The sequence below is a fragment of the Pseudomonas kurunegalensis genome (assembly GCF_030291635.1).
GTDB classification, from domain to species: Bacteria; Pseudomonadota; Gammaproteobacteria; order Pseudomonadales; family Pseudomonadaceae; genus Aquipseudomonas; species Aquipseudomonas monteilii.
In genome coordinates this window covers 4,027,542-4,043,757 of sequence record NZ_CP127871.1, presented here as the reverse complement: position 1 = coordinate 4,043,757, position 16,216 = coordinate 4,027,542, and the positions used below count along the sequence as shown (strand labels likewise).

The following is a 16,216-nucleotide window of genomic DNA, read 5'->3' as shown; positions in this document are numbered from 1 at the left end:
GATCAACCCCCTCGGTGAGACTTTGTTTTAAGTGTAAGCCAGCTACGGGAACTCGCCTAGGCAACCCACGTGGCGCTGTTGGGCTGGTCGAGGTGGCGTGCCAGGTAACCGGCGAATTCGGCGCGACTGATGGCGTGGGCACCCAGGCTGTGCAGGTGGTTGGTGGGCATCTGGCAGTCGATCAGCACGAACCCGGCCTGGCGCAGGTGGTTGACCAAGGTCACGAAGCCGACCTTGGAGGCGTTGTCGGCGCGGCTGAACATCGATTCACCGAAGAACAACTGGCCCATGGCCAGGCCGTACAGGCCGCCGACCAGTTCGCCGTCCTGGCGCACCTCCACCGAGTGGGCAATGCCGCGTCGGTGCAGTTCGCAGTAGGCGTTGCGCATGGTGTCGGTGATCCAGGTGCCGTCGGCGTAGTCGCGTGGCGCGGCGCAGGCGGCGATCACGGCCGGGAAGTCGGTGTCGAAGCTGACCTGGTAGCGGCCCTGGCGCATCAGCTTGGCCAGTGAGCGTGACACGTGCAGCTGGTCGGGCAACAGCACCGTGCGCGGGTCGGGTGACCACCACAGGATCGGCTGGCCATCCTGGTACCACGGGAAGCAACCGTGACGATAAGCCTGGACCAGGCGCTCGGGGGTAAGGTCGCCGCCGGCGGCCAGCAGGCCGTTGGGGGCGTGCAGGGCCTTTTCCAGGGGCGGGAAGGTCAGCGAGTCGCGGGTCAGCCAGGTGAGCATGGTCTATCGTGCGGTGGGGGAGGGGAGAGGGCAGCATGGCTTGCGCGCTGGGCAGGGTCAATGGTTGTGGCCTCTTCGCGGGTAAACCCGCTCCCACAGGTACTGCACAAGCCCTGAATGCAGTGCAGTACCTGTGGGAGCGGGTTTACCCGCGAAGAGGCCCGCACAGGCAATGAATTTGGGCAATTTCCTACACATTCATGAAACCGCAGGCACCATCCGCTACATTTGCTGTCACACCTGTGCAAAAACACAGCATAAGCCTTTGTCACAAAAGAAAATGCATGCTCAAATTGCAGGTATATGAAAGTCGCCCCCGGCCAACCCCCCATACGGCGTGCCGCCATGGCGGCTGTCGGGCAGTAATGTTAAAAGTAGTGGTTCATTGGCCGCACCGCCGGCCGATCACTATTGGACGCGCAGCACGCGCAGGAATAGACGCGTTTTGAAGAAATCCACCGCAACCCCAGCTCCCTTGCCCGTGCCCCTGTGGCGGCAGCAGCTGCATTATCGCCTCAAGGAAGGTGCGTTGATCGCTGTCGGCGCTCTGTGCCTGTACCTGTGGATGGCCCTGCTGACCTACGACACTTCGGACCCGGGCTTCAGCCACACCGCCACCGTCGACCAGGTGCAGAACGCCGCCGGGCGTGCCGGCGCCTACTTCGCCGATATCCTGTTCATGGTGCTGGGTTACTTCGCCTATATCTTCCCGCTGCTGCTGGCGGTGAAGACCTGGCAGATCTTCCGCGAACGCCACCAGCCGTGGGACTGGAGCGGCTGGCTGTTCTCCTGGCGGTTGATCGGCCTGGTGTTCCTGGTGTTGTCCGGGGCGGCGCTGGCGCATATCCACTTCCACCCGCCGGCCAGCCTGCCGTTCTCTGCAGGTGGCGCATTGGGCGAAAGCCTCGGTGACCTGGCGCGCAACCTGCTGAACGTGCAGGGCAGCACGCTGATGTTCATTGCCCTGTTCCTGTTCGGCCTGACGGTGTTCACCGACTTGTCGTGGTTCAAGGTGATGGACCTGACCGGCAAGATCACCCTCGACCTGTTCGAGCTGGTGCAGGGCGCCGCCAACCGTTGGTGGGAAGCCCGCAACGAGCGCAAACGCCTGGAGGCGCAACTGCGCGAGGATGAGCCGGTGGTCAAGGCCGCGCCGATGGCTGCCGAGAAGCGTGAGCCGGCCAAGCCGGCGTTGCGTGAGCGTATCTTCAAGCGTGAAGAAGCGCCGGCCACGGTCGTTGAACCCCGTGAGCCGACGCTTGGTCGTGAGCCTGTTGTGCCACCACGTGAGGCCGCCCGTGAGCCCGTAGTGCCGCGTGAAACCGTGGTCCCTCGCGAGCAGCACGCCGCCCCGACCATCGTGCCACCCGCCGCTGCCAAGGCCCCGGAGCCGAGCAAGCGGGTGATGAAGGAGAAGCAGGCACCGCTGTTCATCGACAGCGCGGTGGAAGGCACCTTGCCGTCGATTTCCATCCTCGACCCTGCCGAGCAGAAGAAGATCGAGTATTCGCCAGAGTCCCTGGCCGGTGTCGGCCAACTGCTGGAAATCAAGCTCAAGGAATTCGGTGTAGAAGTGGCGGTGGACTCGATCCACCCCGGCCCGGTGATTACCCGTTACGAAATCCAGCCGGCCGCTGGCGTGAAGGTCAGCCGCATCGCCAACCTGGCCAAGGACCTGGCGCGCTCGCTGGCCGTGACCAGCGTGCGCGTGGTCGAGGTGATCCCGGGCAAGACCACCGTGGGTATCGAGATCCCCAACGAAAACCGGCAGATGGTGCGCTTCTCCGAGGTGCTGGCCACGCCGCAGTACGACGAACAGAAGTCCCCGGTCACGCTGGCCCTGGGCCACGACATCGGCGGCAAGCCGGTGATTACCGACCTGGCCAAGATGCCGCACCTGCTGGTGGCCGGTACCACCGGTTCCGGTAAGTCGGTGGGTGTGAACGCGATGATCCTGTCGATCCTGTTCAAGTCCAGCCCGGAAGACGCGCGGCTGATCATGATCGACCCGAAAATGCTTGAACTGTCGATCTACGAAGGCATCCCGCACCTGCTGTGCCCGGTGGTCACCGACATGAAGGACGCCGCCAACGCCCTGCGCTGGAGCGTGGCCGAGATGGAGCGGCGCTACAAACTGATGGCGGCCATGGGCGTGCGTAACCTGGCCGGCTTCAACCGCAAGATCAAGGACGCCCAGGAAGCCGGCGAAATCATCCACGACCCGCTGTACCGCCGCGAGAGCATGGACGACGAGCCGCCAGCGCTGAAAACCTTGCCGACCATCGTGGTGGTGGTGGACGAGTTCGCCGACATGATGATGATCGTCGGCAAGAAGGTCGAAGAGCTGATCGCCCGTATTGCCCAGAAGGCGCGGGCAGCCGGTATCCACCTGATTCTTGCCACCCAGCGCCCGTCGGTGGATGTCATTACCGGCCTGATCAAGGCCAACATTCCGACCCGCATGGCGTTCCAGGTGTCGAGCAAGATCGACTCACGCACCATCATCGACCAGGGTGGTGCCGAGCAGCTGTTGGGTCATGGTGACATGCTGTACATGCCACCGGGCACCAGCCTGCCGATTCGCGTGCACGGTGCGTTCGTTTCTGACGACGAAGTGCACCGTACGGTCGAGGCGTGGAAGCTGCGCGGCGCGCCGGATTACAACGATGACATCCTCAACGGCGTGGAAGAAGCCGGCAGTGGCTTCGATGGCGGCGGCGGTGGTGGCGGTGATGGTGAAGATTCGGAGAGCGACGCCCTGTATGATGAGGCCGTGCAGTTCGTGCTGGAAAGCCGCCGCGCGTCCATTTCGGCCGTGCAGCGCAAGCTGAAGATCGGTTACAACCGCGCCGCCCGCATGATCGAAGCCATGGAAATGGCCGGCGTGGTCACCCCCATGAACAGCAACGGCTCGCGGGAAGTGATTGCCCCGGGCGGCCCGCGCGACTGAAGAACACCTTGCCGGGCGCCAACGGTGGCGCCCGGCCTTTTCAATGCTCAATGAGGATTCCCATGCGCGCGATTCGCATGCTGTTGGTTTCTGCCCTGACCCTGGGCTCGGTTACTGCTTATGCCGGTGAGCAAGACGTACAACGCCTGACCCAGCTGCTGGAAAAGTCGCAGACCATCGAGGCCAACTTCTCCCAGCTGACCCTGGGCGCCGATGGCACCAGCCTGCAGGAAACCTCGGGCAAGATGGCGGTCAAGCGCCCGGGCCTGTTCTATTGGCACACTGATGCGCCGCAGGAGCAGGTGGTGGTTTCGGACGGCAAAAACGTCACCCTGTGGGACCCGGACCTGGAACAGGCCACCATCAAGAAGCTCGATGTGCGACTGAACCAGACCCCTGCGCTGCTGCTGTCCGGTGATGTGTCGAAGATCAGCCAGAGTTTCGACATTGCTTCCAAGGAGCAGGGCGAGGTGATGGACTTCACCCTCAAACCGAAGACCAAGGACACCCTGTTCGACTCGCTGCGCGTGTCGTTCCGCAAAGGCCTGATCAATGACATGCAGCTGATCGACAGTGTCGGCCAGCGCACCAACATCCTGTTCAATGGCGTCAAGGCCAACCAGGCGGTGCCGGACAGCCAGTTCAAGTTCGACATCCCCAAAGGCGCGGACGTGATCAAGGAGTAACCAGAGCCCGTCATGGACCTGTTTCGAAGCGAACCCGTCGCCCAGCCCCTGGCCGCTCGCCTGCGCCCGTCCAACCTGGACGAGTACGTCGGCCAGGAGCACTTGCTGGCGCGCGGTAAGCCGCTGCGCGAGGCGCTGGAGCAGGGTGCGCTGCACTCGATGATCTTCTGGGGGCCGCCGGGGGTGGGCAAGACCACCCTTGCACGGCTGCTGGCGCAGTTTTGTGACGCGCATTTCGAAACCGTGTCGGCGGTACTGGCCGGGGTGAAAGAAATCCGCCAGGCCGTTGAAGTGGCCAAGCAGCAGGCCGGCCAGTATGGCCGCCGCACCATCCTGTTCGTCGACGAAGTGCACCGCTTCAACAAGTCGCAGCAGGATGCCTTCTTGCCCTACGTGGAAGACGGCACGCTGCTGTTCATCGGCGCCACCACTGAAAACCCGTCCTTCGAGCTGAACAACGCGCTGCTGTCGCGGGCGCGGGTGTACGTGCTCAAGAGCCTGGACGAGGCGGCATTGCGCAAACTGGTCAACCGTGCGCTGACCGAGGAGCGCGGGCTGGGCAAGCGCAACCTGCGGGTGGGCGACGATGCTTTCAAGATGCTGATGGCTGCCGCCGATGGCGATGGCCGGCGCATGCTCAACTTCCTTGAGAACGCCTCGGACCTGGCCGAAGACGGCAGCGAAATCGACGTCGAGATGCTGCAAAGCCTGCTCGGTGACAGCCGCCGTCGTTTCGACAAGGGCGGTGAGGCGTTCTACGACCAGATTTCCGCGCTGCACAAGTCGGTGCGCGGTTCCAACCCCGATGGCGCCCTGTACTGGTTTGCGCGCATGCTCGACGGCGGTTGCGACCCGCTTTACATCGCCCGGCGCGTGGTGCGCATGGCCAGTGAGGACATCGGCAACGCCGACCCGCGCGCGCTCAGCCTGTGCCTGGCGGCCTGGGATGTTCAGGAGCGCCTCGGCAGCCCCGAAGGCGAGCTGGCAGTGGCCCAGGCCATCACCTACCTGGCCTGCGCGCCGAAGAGCAACGCGGTGTACATGGGCTTCAAGACTGCCCTGCGCGAAGCGGCCGAACATGGCTCGCTGGAGGTGCCTCTGCACTTGCGCAACGCCCCGACCAAACTGATGAAACAACTGGGCTATGGCGACGAGTACCGCTATGCCCACGATGAACCCGACGCTTATGCCGCGGGTGAAGACTACTTCCCCGATGAACTGGAGCCTCGCCAGTACTACCAGCCAGTGCCCCGTGGCCTGGAACTGAAGATTGGCGAGAAGCTACGCCACTTGGCCGAGCTCGACCGCAACAGCCCCCGTCAACGGAGAAAACCGTGATTGCACTCATCGCCGCGGTCAGCGCGGGCGGTATCGCCGGCACCTTGTTGCGCTTTGCTACCGCCAACTGGGTAGCGGCCCACTGGCCACGGCACTTCTATGCCGGTACGCTGGCGGTCAACCTGGTTGGCTGCCTGCTGATCGGCCTGCTCTATGGCCTGTTCCTGCACAAGCCGCTGGCGCCGGTCGAGCTGCGCGCCGGCCTGATTGTCGGCTTCCTCGGCGGCCTGACGACCTTTTCCTCCTTCTCGCTCGATACCGTGCGCCTGATGGAAAGCGGGCAGGTGCCCCTTGCCTTGGGCTATACCAGTATCAGCGTGGTGGGCGGGCTGCTCGCGACCTGGGCCGGCCTGTCCCTGACCCGATTCTGAACCAACACCTACTTATAACGAGAGAACGATATGCTCGATTCCAAACTGTTACGCGGCCAACTTCAGGAAGTGGCGGATCGCCTGGCCTCCCGTGGCTTCAGCCTGGATGTCGCGCGCATCGAATCACTGGAAGAGCGCCGCAAGGCAGTGCAGACCCGCACCGAGCAGCTGCAAGCCGAGCGCAACGCCCGCTCCAAGTCCATCGGCCAGGCCAAGGCCAAGGGTGAAGACATCGCGCCATTGATGGCCGACGTCGAGCGCATGGCCAATGAGCTGGCCGCCGGCAAGACCGAACTGGACACCATCCAGGCCGAGCTGGACGGTATCCTGCTGACCATCCCCAACCTGCCGGACGCCAGCGTACCGGTCGGTGCCAGCGAAGACGACAACGTCGAAGTGCGCCGTTGGGGCACGCCGAAGGCCTTCGACTTCGAAATCAAGGACCACGTCGCCCTGGGCGAAGTCAGCGGTGGCCTGGACTTCGAAGCCGCTGCCAAGCTGTCTGGCGCCCGTTTTGCCGTGCTGCGTGGCCCGATCGCCCGGCTGCACCGCGCCCTGGCGCAATTCATGATCAACCTGCACACCGGCGAGCACGGCTACGAGGAGCACTACACCCCGTACCTGGTGCAGGCCCCGGCCCTTCAAGGCACCGGTCAGCTGCCGAAGTTCGAGGAAGACCTGTTCAAGATCACCCGCGAAGGTGAGGCCGACTTCTATCTGATCCCGACCGCCGAAGTGTCGCTGACCAACCTGGTGGCCGGTGAAATCCTCGACGCCAAGCAGCTGCCGCTGAAACTGGTTGCCCACACCCCGTGCTTCCGCAGTGAAGCCGGTGCTTCCGGCCGTGACACCCGCGGCATGATCCGCCAGCACCAGTTCGACAAGGTCGAGATGGTGCAGGTGGTAGAGCCGGCCAAGTCGATGGAAGCGCTGGAAGGCCTGACTGCCAACGCCGAACGCGTACTGCAACTGCTGGAGCTGCCTTATCGCGTACTGGCCCTGTGCACCGGCGACATGGGCTTTGGCGCCGTCAAAACCTACGACCTGGAAGTGTGGGTGCCGAGCCAGGACAAGTACCGCGAAATCAGCTCGTGCTCCAACTGCGGCGACTTCCAGGCGCGCCGCATGCAGGCCCGCTGGCGCAACCCGGAAACCGGCAAGCCAGAGCTGGTGCACACCCTCAACGGCTCCGGCCTGGCCGTCGGCCGTACCCTGGTTGCCGTGCTGGAAAACTACCAGCAGGCTGATGGTTCGATCCGCGTGCCGGACGTGCTGAAGCCGTACATGGGCGGCGTCGAGGTCATCCGCTAAATGGATTACCTGCCGCTGTTCCACAAGCTGCAGGGCGGCCGCGTGCTGGTCGTCGGTGGCGGTGAGATCGCCTTGCGCAAGGCACGCCTGCTGGCGGATGCCGGTGGCGTGCTGCGCGTGGTGGCGCCGGATGTCGACGGCCAGTTGGCTGCGTTGGCCCGGGAAGGTGGCGGTGAGGTGCTGGTGCGTGGCTATCAGGCCGCTGACCTGGTCGGTTGCCGGCTGGTGATCGCAGCGACCGACGACCCTGGGCTGAACGCCCAGGTGTCGGCGGATGCGCAGGCCCTCAGCCTGCCGGTCAATGTGGTGGATGCGCCGGCCCTGTGCACGGTGATCTTCCCGGCGATTGTCGATCGTTCACCCCTGGTGATTGCGGTATCCAGTGGCGGTGACGCCCCGGTACTGGCGCGGTTGATTCGCGCCAAGCTGGAGGCCTGGATTCCGTCGGCCTATGGTGAGCTGGCCGGGCTGGCAGCGCGCTTTCGGCACAAGGTGAAATCCTTGTACCCGGACGTCAACCAGCGCCGCGGCTTCTGGGAAACCGTGTTCCAGGGGCCGATTGCCGAGCGCCAGCTGGCCGGGCAGGGCGCCGAAGCCGAGCGCTTGTTGCAGGCGATGGTAGACGGCGCGCCGGTGCAGCAGGGGGGCGAGGTGTATCTGGTCGGTGCAGGCCCGGGCGATCCCGACTTGCTCACCTTCCGTGCCTTGCGCCTGATGCAGCAGGCCGACGTGGTGCTGTACGACCGCCTGGTGGCGCCTGCGATCATCGAGATGTGCCGGCGTGATGCCGAGCGTATCTATGTGGGCAAGCGCCGTGCAGACCATGCCGTGCCGCAAGACCAGATCAACCGCCTGCTGGTCGATCTGGCTCAGCAGGGCAAGCGTGTGCTGCGTCTGAAAGGTGGTGACCCGTTCATCTTCGGCCGGGGTGGCGAAGAGATCGAAGAGCTGGCCGAGCATGGCATTCCGTTCCAGGTGGTGCCGGGTATTACGGCGGCGAGTGGGTGTTCTGCTTATGGCGGGATTCCGCTGACTCACCGCGACTATGCCCAGTCGGTGCGTTTCGTGACCGGGCACCTGAAGGATGGCACCAGCAACCTGCCGTGGGATGACCTGGTGGCGCCGGCGCAGACCTTGGTGTTCTACATGGGTTTGGTGGGCTTGCCGACCATTTGTGCCGAGCTGATTCGCCATGGGCGGGCGGCCAGTACGCCGGCGGCTTTGGTTCAGCAGGGCACTACGCGTAATCAGCGGGTATTCACCGGTACCCTGGCGGATTTGCCGAAGCTGGTGGCCGAGCATGAAGTGCATGCGCCGACCCTGGTGATTGTGGGGGAAGTGGTGCAACTGCGCGACAAGCTGGCCTGGTTCGAAGGTTCGCAAAACAGCTGATATCGCTGGGGCTGCAAAGCAGCCCCAGCTATCTCAAGCCTGCCAAATCCCTTTACCTGCCAACCGCTCCCGATCATGCGCAAGGTTGAAGTTCTGCAACGGCCCCTTGGGCACGATCCCGGTCGGGTTGATGGTCTTGTGGCTCATGTAATAGTGCTTCTGGATGTGCTCCATATCCACCGTGCCCGCCACCCCAGGCCACTGATACAGCTCGCGAAGCCAGTTCGACAGGTTGTGATAGTCGCTCAGGCGGCGCAGGTTGCACTTGAAGTGCCCGTGGTACACGGCATCGAAGCGCACCAGCGTGGTAAACAGGCGCACATCGGCTTCGGTCAGGTATTCACCCGCCAGGTAGCGATTGCGGCTTAGCACGTCTTCCAGATAATCCAGCTCATTGAACACATCGTCGAACGCCGCTTCGTACGCCTCCTGCGTGGTGGCAAAGCCTGCGCGGTAGACGCCGTTGTTCACGGCCGGGTAGATGCGCTCGTTAAGCGCCTCGATGGTTGGGCGCAGCGGTTCGGGGTACAGGTCCAGTGTATTGCCGGTCAGCTCGTTGAACGCGCTGTTGAAGATGCGGATGATCTCCGACGACTCATTGTTGACGATGCGCTTCTCCTTCTTGTCCCACAGCACGGGTACGGTCACGCGGCCGGTGTAGTGCGGGTCATCCTGGGTGTAGCGCTGGTGCAGGTACTGCAAGGCGTCGAGGTGGTCACCCGTGGAGCCTTGCTGCACATCGAAGGTCCAGCCGTGGTCCTGCATCAGCCAACTGACTACCGAAACATCGATCAAGGGCTCCAGGCCTTTGAGTGCGCGGACAATCAGGGTGCGGTGGGCCCATGGGCAGGCCAGCGAGACGTACAGGTGGTAGCGGCCGGCCTCAGGGGCGGGCAGTTGATTGCGGCGTTGGGCGTTTTCACGTTTGAACGTGCCGTCCTTGCCGTTTTCATACCACTGGTCATGCCAGCGGCCGTCGATCAAAAGGCCCATGCGTAGGCTCCTCGGAACAAAGTTGTTTGTCGTTGGAGCCCAGTCTAGGCCAAATCGTTCGAATAAATAGCGCAAATAACCGGGGTTAATGATCGGTTAAATCGATTTGTTGCGTGTCTCCCAATAGCCTTGGGCGGTTGCGAACGCCTGCTCGCGGTCTTGCCCCAAGCCACGCAGGGCCAGGGCCATGGTGGCGATAAGGGCCTTCTCGCCATAGCTGTCTTCAACTTCGCCCCGCCAGAATGCCAGCAAGTGTTCGGCTTGTAGGCTGGCCGGTTTCACATGGCGGCGTTCGCTCAGTGCTGGCCACTCTTCGTCCCACGCTTCGCCTGCCGTGGTGCCGTACAGGTGGCTGATGACATCGGGGTTTACTTCGATCTCGCCGCCATCGCCCTTGATTACCACCGCATGGTCGCCCAGCAAGCGGCTAGCCTCGCGGTGCACTGCCTGGTAACCGGGGTGGAAGATACTTTGCAGGCCACAGCGTGCGCCCAGCGGGTTGAGCACACGCGCCAGTGAGTGGATGGGCGAGCGCAGGCCCAGGGTGTTGCGCAGGTCGATCATGCGCTGCAATTGTGGCGCCCAGTCGTGCAGCGGAAAAAACGCCAGCTGATGCTGGTCGAGGGCGCTACCGACAGCGGCCCAGTCGCGGCACAGCGGGATTTGCAGCAGGTCGAGCAGTTGCTCGGTGTACATGCGCCCGGCGGTGTGCGCGCCGCCACCGTGCATCAGGATGCGCACGCCGTTGCCGGCCAGGCACTTGGCCGCCAGCAGGTACCAGGGCAGGTGGCGTTTCTTGCCGGCGTAGGTGGGCCAGTCCAGGTCCACCGCAATGCTCGGTGCCTGCAGGTGAGCGCGCAGGGCCTCGGTGAAACCGGCAAGCTCGTCGGCGCTTTCCTCTTTATGGCGCAGCAGCATGAGGAATGCACCCAGCTGGGTGTCTTCGACTTTGCCTTCCAGCAGCAGGGTCATGGCAGCGCGGGCTTCTTCGCGGGTCAGGCCACGCGCGCCGCGTTTGCCTTTGCCAAGAATGCGCACGAATTCGGCGAACGGGTGTTCAGCCGGGGTTTCCAGGGTAAGTGGGCGAGGTTCGTTCATATGCAGTTGGTCGGCTTGGGCAGGCCCGCCAGCTTGGCGGCAAGTTTGGCGGGGGTGCCGTTGAACAGGCGGTTCAGATGCGGGCTGTTGCCCTTTTCCGGGCCCAGCTTCAGGGCCGTGTACTTGATCAGCGGGCGTGTGGCCGGGGACAGCTGGTATTCCTGGTAGAACTGGCGCAGCAGTTCGAGGATTTCCCAGTGGTCAGCGGTCAACGGGATGCCCTCGCGCTCGGCCAAGGCTTCGGCGGCAGCGTGGGACCAGTCTTGCAGGTCGACCAGGAAGCCGTCCTTGTCCAGGGCAATGGCGTTATCGCCAACGTTGAGCGTATTCATAGCCAGCTGTTGACCTTGTCGTAGTGCAGCGACAGTTCGACGAACGCGGCGTAGTCCACGGACTTGGCCAGGTCGTTGCCGACTGCGCGGGCTTGCACGTCTTCTTCCAGGGCGAACAGGCGCTGGGCCAGGCCGGCAGCTTGCAGCAGGTCGTGCGGCTCGCTGCCGCTGCGTAAGGCATACACCGCATCGCCGCACAGTAGCAGCGCGTCGTCGGCACCGAGCAGGCGCAGGCAGCTGGCCAGGCGCTCGTCGCCGAACGGGGAGTGGGCAATTACATGCAGGGTCGTCATCAGAGCGTTACCACCTGGTCGAAACGGGCGATCAGCGCGGTTAGCGCTGCGTCATCGAGCACTTGCACCGGCAGTGCCAGGGTGTCGGCTGCCAGGCCGCGGCGGGTGAGGCTGTGGCTACAGGCAAACAGCTCTTCAACACCGAACATCGGCAGTGCTTGCAGGTTGGCGGCCAGGTTCTTCTGTTGCACGGCGGTGGGTTGCTGGTCGGGCGCAAGCTGGAACACGCCATCGTCCAGGAACAGCATGCCCAGCGGCAGGTCGAAGGCGCCGCCGGCCAGGGCGATGTCCAGTGCTTCACGGGCGGATGGGCCGTTCCACGGTGCCTGGCGGCTGATGATCAACAAGGATTTGGCCATTTCAGTCGCCTCCGAAGCAGACAAGGCGGTCGGCTACCTGCGCAGCCTCATGCAACTGGCCCAGGCCGGACAGCTCCCAAGGTTTGGGCAGGTTCACGGCCGGGCGGTGGTAGCGGCTGGCCTCGGCTTCATCGAGCACGCCACGGCGCAGGGCAGCAGCGATACACACCACGGCGTCCAGTTGGTTAGTCTCGATAAAGGCGCGCCACTGGCCTGCCACGTCGAGTTCGTCCTGCGGGGCGACCACGTTGGCCGAGGCACTGTGCACCCCGTCCTGATAGAAGAACAACCGGGCAATCTCATGCCCGCCGGCCAGTACCGCCTCGGCATAGCGCAAGGCGCGCCGTGAAGAGGGCGCATGGGCCGGAGAGAACACCGCGATAGCGAATTTCATGGGTAACTCATGCAAAGGAATGGTGCCATGATAAAGCAAAAAAGCCCGCGCCCGCTTGTGCATGGCGGGGCGGGCTTTCTATCCAATCGTCAGGCTTGCGCGATCCCTGTAGGAGCTGGCTTGCCTGCGATGGGCCGCGCAGCGGCCCCATGGCCCAATCAGGAAGAAACTGAACTCAAGCCTGTTCCTTGCTCTCCGGCAAGAACCAGTTCAGCACCAGAGCACAGATACCCCCAGTAGCTACACCCGACTCCAGCACATTGCGGATCGCAGCCGGCATATGCGCCAGGAATTCCGGCACCTGTGCCACACCCAGGCCCAAGGCCAGCGAAACCGCAATAATCAGCAGCGCGCGGCGGTCCAGCCGGGTGCTAGCCAGAATATTGATCCCCGAAGCCGCAACCGCACCGAACATCACCATGGCCGCACCACCCAGCACCGGCTCCGGCACTGCCTGAATCACCCCGGCAACGCTCGGGAACAGGCCCAACAGCACCAGCATCACGGCAATCCAGATACCGATATGGCGGCTGGCAATACCGGTCAGCTGAATCACGCCGTTGTTCTGCGCAAAGATCGAGCTGGGGAAGGTGTTGAACAAGCCCGCCAGCAGCGAGTTGGCCCCGTTGACCAGCACGCCGCCCTTGATCCGCTGCATCCACACCGGTCCTTCGACCGGTTGGCGCGAGACCTTGCTGGTGGCGGTAACGTCACCGATGGCTTCCAGCGAAGTCACCAGGTAAATCACCAACATCGGAATGAACAGCGCCCAGGAGAAGCCCAGGCCGAAGTGCAGCGGTGTAGGCACCTGGAACAGCGCGGCTTCATGCATGCCGGTGAAATCCAGGCGGCCCATGTAACCGGCCAACGCATAACCAACCGCCAAGGCGATGACGATGGCGCAGCTGCGCATCCACACCACCGGGACGCGGTTGAGAATTACGATAATTGCCAACACCACACCCGACAGCAGCAGGTTATCGCCATTGGCGAAGGTGCCGTTGGCCATGGCGCCAAAGCCGCCACCCATGCTGATCAGGCCGACCTTGATCAGCGTCAGGCCGATCATCAGCACCACGATGCCGGTCACCAGCGGGGTGATCAGGCGCTTTACGAAGGGCAGGATGCGCGAAACGCCCATCTCCACGAACGAGCCTGCGATCACCACGCCGAAGATAGCCGCCATCACGCCTTCTACCGGCGTGCCTTGCTTGACCATCAGCGCACCGCCAGCAATCAGCGGCCCGACGAAGTTGAAGCTGGTGCCCTGAACAATCAGCAGCCCGGCGCCAAATGGCCCGAAACGTTTGCACTGAACGAAGGTGGCAATACCCGAGATCACCAGCGACATGGAAACGATCAGGTTGGTATCACGCGCCGAAACACCCAGCGCCTGGCAAATCAGCAGGCCAGGGGTCACGATCGGCACGATGATCGCCAGCAGGTGCTGCAGGGCCGCCAGCAGGCCGATCACCAGCCGTGGCTTGTCCTCAAGGCCAAGCACCAGTTCATTGGCAGGCGCCGCCGCGCCTGGGCTGTGTTCGTGTGAGCTCATTGCTGGAAGCTGCCCCGGAAGAAAAAAGGAGCGCATTCTACGGGGTGATGAGGGATTGCGGTAGAGAAAAGCACGATCGCGGCATGATCGGCGACCATGCGCCTAATTATCTGACTTTTTGGTCAGTTATTGGTTGTGCTTTCTGGGGCTTGGTAGCGCCCACAAAAAAGCCCGCCGAAGCGGGCTTTCTCGTACATTCATCAATCAGTCATCACGACCCATGATGCCGAACAGCTGCAGCAGGCTGACAAACAGGTTGTAGATCGACACATACAGGCTGATGGTCGCCATGATGTAGTTACGCTCGCCACCATGAATGATCGCGCTGGTCTGGAACAGGATGCACACCGACGAGAACAGCACGAAGCCAGCGCTGATCGCCAGTTGCAGGCCGCTGATCTGGAAGAAGAAGCTGGCCACGACAGCACCCAGCAGAACGAAGAAGCCAGCAGTGATGAAGCCACTGAGGAAGCTCATGTCCTTGCGGGTGATCAGCACATAGGCCGACAGACCACCAAACACCAGCGCAGTCATGGCAAACGCCGAGCTGACCACTTCAGCGCCACCGGCCATGCCCAGGTAGCGGTTGAGGATCGGGCCGAGGATGAAGCCCATGAAGCCGGTGAGGGCAAAGGTAGACACCAGGCCCCAGGCCGAATCACGCAGTTTGTTGGTGAGGAAGAACAACCCGTAGAAGCCGATCAGCACCACGAACACGTTCGGGTAGCCGACGCGCATCTGCTGGGCGACGAAGGCCATGACACCGCTGAAGGCGAGGGTAAGTGCCAGCAGGCTGTACGTGTTGCGCAGGACCTTGCTGATCTCCTGCTGCTCGACCTGCTGGCCGTGGTGTACGGCGTAATCCTGTTCGCGCATGGCGACACTCCTTGGTAAAACCTGTGGTTTCGAACGTTCAGATGCTAGGAGTCTATCAGAGCTCCCACAACCCGCGACACAGAGAGTTTGACAGCGTGTTTCATTAAGGTATTATGGCGGCCGCAAAACGAGCTGGAAGCGTGGCCGAGTGGTTTAAGGCAACGGTCTTGAAAACCGTCGATGGGCAACTATCCTAGAGTTCGAATCTCTACGCTTCCGCCATACAAGTGCTTGATTTCATTGATGTTCGCCACCGCTTGACCCTCAAATGGGAGCGTTTTGGGAACACTTTGGGAATGACAGGCAGAAGAAAGGGGCCCTTGCGGCCCCTTTTTTTGTGCGTTCAGGTCAGCCTGAGCGCCTGATTCAACAACCCCACCACATCAGGGCCGTCCTCGCTGATCCACTTCGCGTAGTGCTTGAAGATCATTGCCGTCGACGTGTGCCCCATCTGATCCGCAATCCACTCCGGCGTGGCGATACCGCTGCTCAGCATCTGGCTGGCGAAGGTGTGCCGGCAGGTGTTCGGCCCGCGCTGACGTACGCCAGCTTTTTCCAGATGTGTGATCCACCACCCATGGCGCAGAACATCGGAAGAGCGGTACGGCTCACCAGTAGCACTGTTGTGGAAGACAAAGCGCACGCGCTGCTCCCGTACTGTCCGATTGTCGCGATCGACGACCTCGATCAGTTCCGGCGCCAGGTGCTGGGTGAACTTGGCCTGCGCCTGCAGAGCGCGCAGGGCTGGAGCGAGCAGTTTGACCTTGCGTGTAGAGCGGCGGGTCTTGGTCACTTTGTACTGGCCGGCCACGCGGGCGCGACGAATCTCCACGGTACCGGCCACCAGGTCGACGTCCTCCCAGGCAAGAGCCATTGCTTCGCTGACACGCGGCCCAGTCCAGATCATGAACTCCGTCAGGTTTATTTCCTGCTCTCGGTCAGTGTGCTGGGTGAGAATCGCCGTGATTTCCTCACGGGTGAACGGGTCCGGGTCATCGGCGTCGGGCAGTGAGATGGTGATTCCATCGGTTGGGTCGAAGGCGAAGCGGTTTCTGGTGCGGTACAACTGGAAGATCTGACGCAGGTGGCTGACGATTTCGCGCACGGTCTTGTTGTGCAGCTTGGGCATCAGCACGGTTTGCACCCAGTGCTGGATGTCCAGGTGATCGATTCGGTCGGCCTGTTGGTCGCCCCAGCGCGGGCGTATGTGCTTCTCGGTGCGGCTGCGGTACATGGCGAAGCCGCTGGCTGCCATCTGGTTGCCCTTTATTTCCAGCCACAAGTCGATGTAGTGGCCGAGGGTGTTGGTCTTGACTCGGGGTGAGTCAGGAAAGTGCCGGGCATAGTTGAAAGTTCCGGCCTCTATCTCGTAATTGATGATCCCGACCAGGCGCTCGGCGTTGGCCAGGTTCGCGGGCGAGGCGTCGCCGGGGATTGTTTCCCGGCACAGCTCGCCCTGGTAACGGAAATACACGCGGACGTGGTTGCCGCGTACTTCGACTCCTGCTGCCATTTATTTCTACTCGAAAAC

Annotated in this window: 16 protein-coding genes and 1 tRNA gene; 7 read left to right on the top strand and 10 right to left on the bottom strand. The window is 62.8% G+C overall.

Features of this window, described 5'->3' with window-relative positions; translation table 11 throughout:
- Nucleotides 1–56 precede the first annotated feature (56 nt).
- Complete coding sequence (gene aat, locus QQ992_RS18520; protein WP_286110638.1) at nt 57–737, bottom strand: leucyl/phenylalanyl-tRNA--protein transferase; 681 nt, start codon at nt 735–737, stop codon at nt 57–59.
- A gap of 385 nt (nt 738–1,122) precedes the next feature.
- Between aat and QQ992_RS18515 the strand changes: the two genes are divergently transcribed.
- The 6 genes from QQ992_RS18515 to cysG all read left to right on the top strand — a co-directional run bounded on the left by QQ992_RS18515 (nt 1,123) and on the right by cysG (nt 8,785).
- Entirely contained in the window at nt 1,123–3,687 is a 2,565-nt protein-coding gene (locus QQ992_RS18515) for a DNA translocase FtsK (protein ID WP_401348977.1), read from the top strand.
- A gap of 62 nt (nt 3,688–3,749) precedes the next feature.
- On the top strand, nt 3,750–4,373 hold the full coding sequence (gene lolA, locus QQ992_RS18510) for an outer membrane lipoprotein periplasmic chaperone LolA (RefSeq protein WP_019096729.1): 624 nt from the start codon (nt 3,750–3,752) through the stop codon (nt 4,371–4,373).
- A gap of 12 nt (nt 4,374–4,385) precedes the next feature.
- Nucleotides 4,386–5,711 carry a replication-associated recombination protein A gene (locus QQ992_RS18505; protein WP_025753662.1) on the top strand — a complete coding sequence of 442 codons (1,326 nt, stop codon included), beginning with the start codon at nt 4,386–4,388 and terminating at the stop codon, nt 5,709–5,711.
- Nucleotides 5,708–6,082, top strand: a complete 375-nt coding sequence (gene crcB, locus QQ992_RS18500) for a fluoride efflux transporter CrcB (protein ID WP_016711494.1) — start codon at nt 5,708–5,710, stop codon at nt 6,080–6,082. The genes QQ992_RS18505 and crcB overlap by 4 nt, the downstream gene beginning before the upstream one ends.
- Nucleotides 6,083–6,112: 30 nt before the next feature.
- A complete protein-coding gene (serS, locus tag QQ992_RS18495; RefSeq protein ID WP_286110635.1) occupies nt 6,113–7,393 on the top strand; it encodes a serine--tRNA ligase in 1,281 nt (426 codons plus the stop codon).
- Nucleotides 7,394–8,785 carry a siroheme synthase CysG gene (gene cysG, locus QQ992_RS18490; protein ID WP_286110634.1) on the top strand — a complete coding sequence of 464 codons (1,392 nt, stop codon included), beginning with the start codon at nt 7,394–7,396 and terminating at the stop codon, nt 8,783–8,785.
- Nucleotides 8,786–8,818: 33 nt separating this feature from the next.
- Here cysG and QQ992_RS18485 read toward each other — a convergent pair whose 3' ends face one another.
- The 8 genes from QQ992_RS18485 to QQ992_RS18450 all read right to left on the bottom strand — a co-directional run bounded on the left by QQ992_RS18485 (nt 8,819) and on the right by QQ992_RS18450 (nt 14,685).
- Nucleotides 8,819–9,778 carry a glutathione S-transferase family protein gene (locus QQ992_RS18485; RefSeq protein ID WP_286110633.1) on the bottom strand — a complete coding sequence of 320 codons (960 nt, stop codon included), beginning with the start codon at nt 9,776–9,778 and terminating at the stop codon, nt 8,819–8,821.
- A 96-nt stretch (nt 9,779–9,874) separates the two neighbouring features.
- Nucleotides 9,875–10,876 carry a glycosyl transferase family protein gene (locus tag QQ992_RS18480; RefSeq protein WP_286110632.1) on the bottom strand — a complete coding sequence of 334 codons (1,002 nt, stop codon included), beginning with the start codon at nt 10,874–10,876 and terminating at the stop codon, nt 9,875–9,877.
- A complete protein-coding gene (locus tag QQ992_RS18475) occupies nt 10,873–11,208 on the bottom strand; it encodes a TusE/DsrC/DsvC family sulfur relay protein (protein WP_119369451.1) in 336 nt (111 codons plus the stop codon). Before QQ992_RS18475 ends, QQ992_RS18480 begins: the two co-directional genes overlap by 4 nt.
- Entirely contained in the window at nt 11,205–11,501 is a 297-nt protein-coding gene (tusB, locus tag QQ992_RS18470) for a sulfurtransferase complex subunit TusB (RefSeq protein WP_286110631.1), read from the bottom strand. Before tusB ends, QQ992_RS18475 begins: the two co-directional genes overlap by 4 nt.
- Nucleotides 11,501–11,860 carry a sulfurtransferase complex subunit TusC gene (gene tusC / locus QQ992_RS18465; RefSeq protein WP_198751392.1) on the bottom strand — a complete coding sequence of 120 codons (360 nt, stop codon included), beginning with the start codon at nt 11,858–11,860 and terminating at the stop codon, nt 11,501–11,503. Before tusC ends, tusB begins: the two co-directional genes overlap by 1 nt.
- A gap of 1 nt (nt 11,861) precedes the next feature.
- Nucleotides 11,862–12,254, bottom strand: coding sequence for a sulfurtransferase complex subunit TusD (gene tusD / locus QQ992_RS18460; protein ID WP_286110630.1), 393 nt, complete (start codon nt 12,252–12,254; stop codon nt 11,862–11,864).
- A gap of 175 nt (nt 12,255–12,429) precedes the next feature.
- Nucleotides 12,430–13,809, bottom strand: a complete 1,380-nt coding sequence (locus tag QQ992_RS18455) for a nucleobase:cation symporter-2 family protein (protein ID WP_286110629.1) — start codon at nt 13,807–13,809, stop codon at nt 12,430–12,432.
- 204 nt (nt 13,810–14,013) lie between these two features.
- Entirely contained in the window at nt 14,014–14,685 is a 672-nt protein-coding gene (locus QQ992_RS18450; protein ID WP_003251184.1) for a Bax inhibitor-1/YccA family protein, read from the bottom strand.
- Between the two features lie 134 nt (nt 14,686–14,819).
- Here QQ992_RS18450 and QQ992_RS18445 point away from each other — a divergent pair.
- Nucleotides 14,820–14,907: transfer RNA gene (locus tag QQ992_RS18445), tRNA-Ser, on the top strand.
- A gap of 121 nt (nt 14,908–15,028) precedes the next feature.
- Here QQ992_RS18445 and QQ992_RS18440 read toward each other — a convergent pair.
- Nucleotides 15,029–16,198, bottom strand: a complete 1,170-nt coding sequence (locus QQ992_RS18440; RefSeq protein ID WP_286110628.1) for a site-specific integrase — start codon at nt 16,196–16,198, stop codon at nt 15,029–15,031.
- Between the last annotated feature and the right edge of the window lie 18 nt (nt 16,199–16,216).

Excerpts from the sequence above, each read along its gene's own strand:
- QQ992_RS18480 (WP_286110632.1), bottom strand. The coding sequence starts at position 10,876 with ATGAACGAACCTCGCCCACTTACCCTGGAAACCCCGGCTGAACACCCG.
- aat (WP_286110638.1), bottom strand. The coding sequence starts at position 737 with ATGCTCACCTGGCTGACCCGCGACTCGCTGACCTTCCCGCCCCTGGAA.
- lolA (WP_019096729.1), top strand. The coding sequence starts at position 3,750 with ATGCGCGCGATTCGCATGCTGTTGGTTTCTGCCCTGACCCTGGGCTCG.
- QQ992_RS18440 (WP_286110628.1), bottom strand. The coding sequence starts at position 16,198 with ATGGCAGCAGGAGTCGAAGTACGCGGCAACCACGTCCGCGTGTATTTC.
- cysG (WP_286110634.1), top strand. The coding sequence starts at position 7,394 with ATGGATTACCTGCCGCTGTTCCACAAGCTGCAGGGCGGCCGCGTGCTG.
- tusD (WP_286110630.1), bottom strand. The coding sequence starts at position 12,254 with ATGAAATTCGCTATCGCGGTGTTCTCTCCGGCCCATGCGCCCTCTTCA.
- tusB (WP_286110631.1), bottom strand. The coding sequence starts at position 11,501 with ATGACGACCCTGCATGTAATTGCCCACTCCCCGTTCGGCGACGAGCGC.
- serS (WP_286110635.1), top strand. The coding sequence starts at position 6,113 with ATGCTCGATTCCAAACTGTTACGCGGCCAACTTCAGGAAGTGGCGGAT.
- QQ992_RS18455 (WP_286110629.1), bottom strand. The coding sequence starts at position 13,809 with ATGAGCTCACACGAACACAGCCCAGGCGCGGCGGCGCCTGCCAATGAA.
- QQ992_RS18505 (WP_025753662.1), top strand. The coding sequence starts at position 4,386 with ATGGACCTGTTTCGAAGCGAACCCGTCGCCCAGCCCCTGGCCGCTCGC.
- QQ992_RS18450 (WP_003251184.1), bottom strand. The coding sequence starts at position 14,685 with ATGCGCGAACAGGATTACGCCGTACACCACGGCCAGCAGGTCGAGCAG.
- QQ992_RS18485 (WP_286110633.1), bottom strand. The coding sequence starts at position 9,778 with ATGGGCCTTTTGATCGACGGCCGCTGGCATGACCAGTGGTATGAAAAC.
- QQ992_RS18475 (WP_119369451.1), bottom strand. The coding sequence starts at position 11,208 with ATGAATACGCTCAACGTTGGCGATAACGCCATTGCCCTGGACAAGGAC.
- tusC (WP_198751392.1), bottom strand. The coding sequence starts at position 11,860 with ATGGCCAAATCCTTGTTGATCATCAGCCGCCAGGCACCGTGGAACGGC.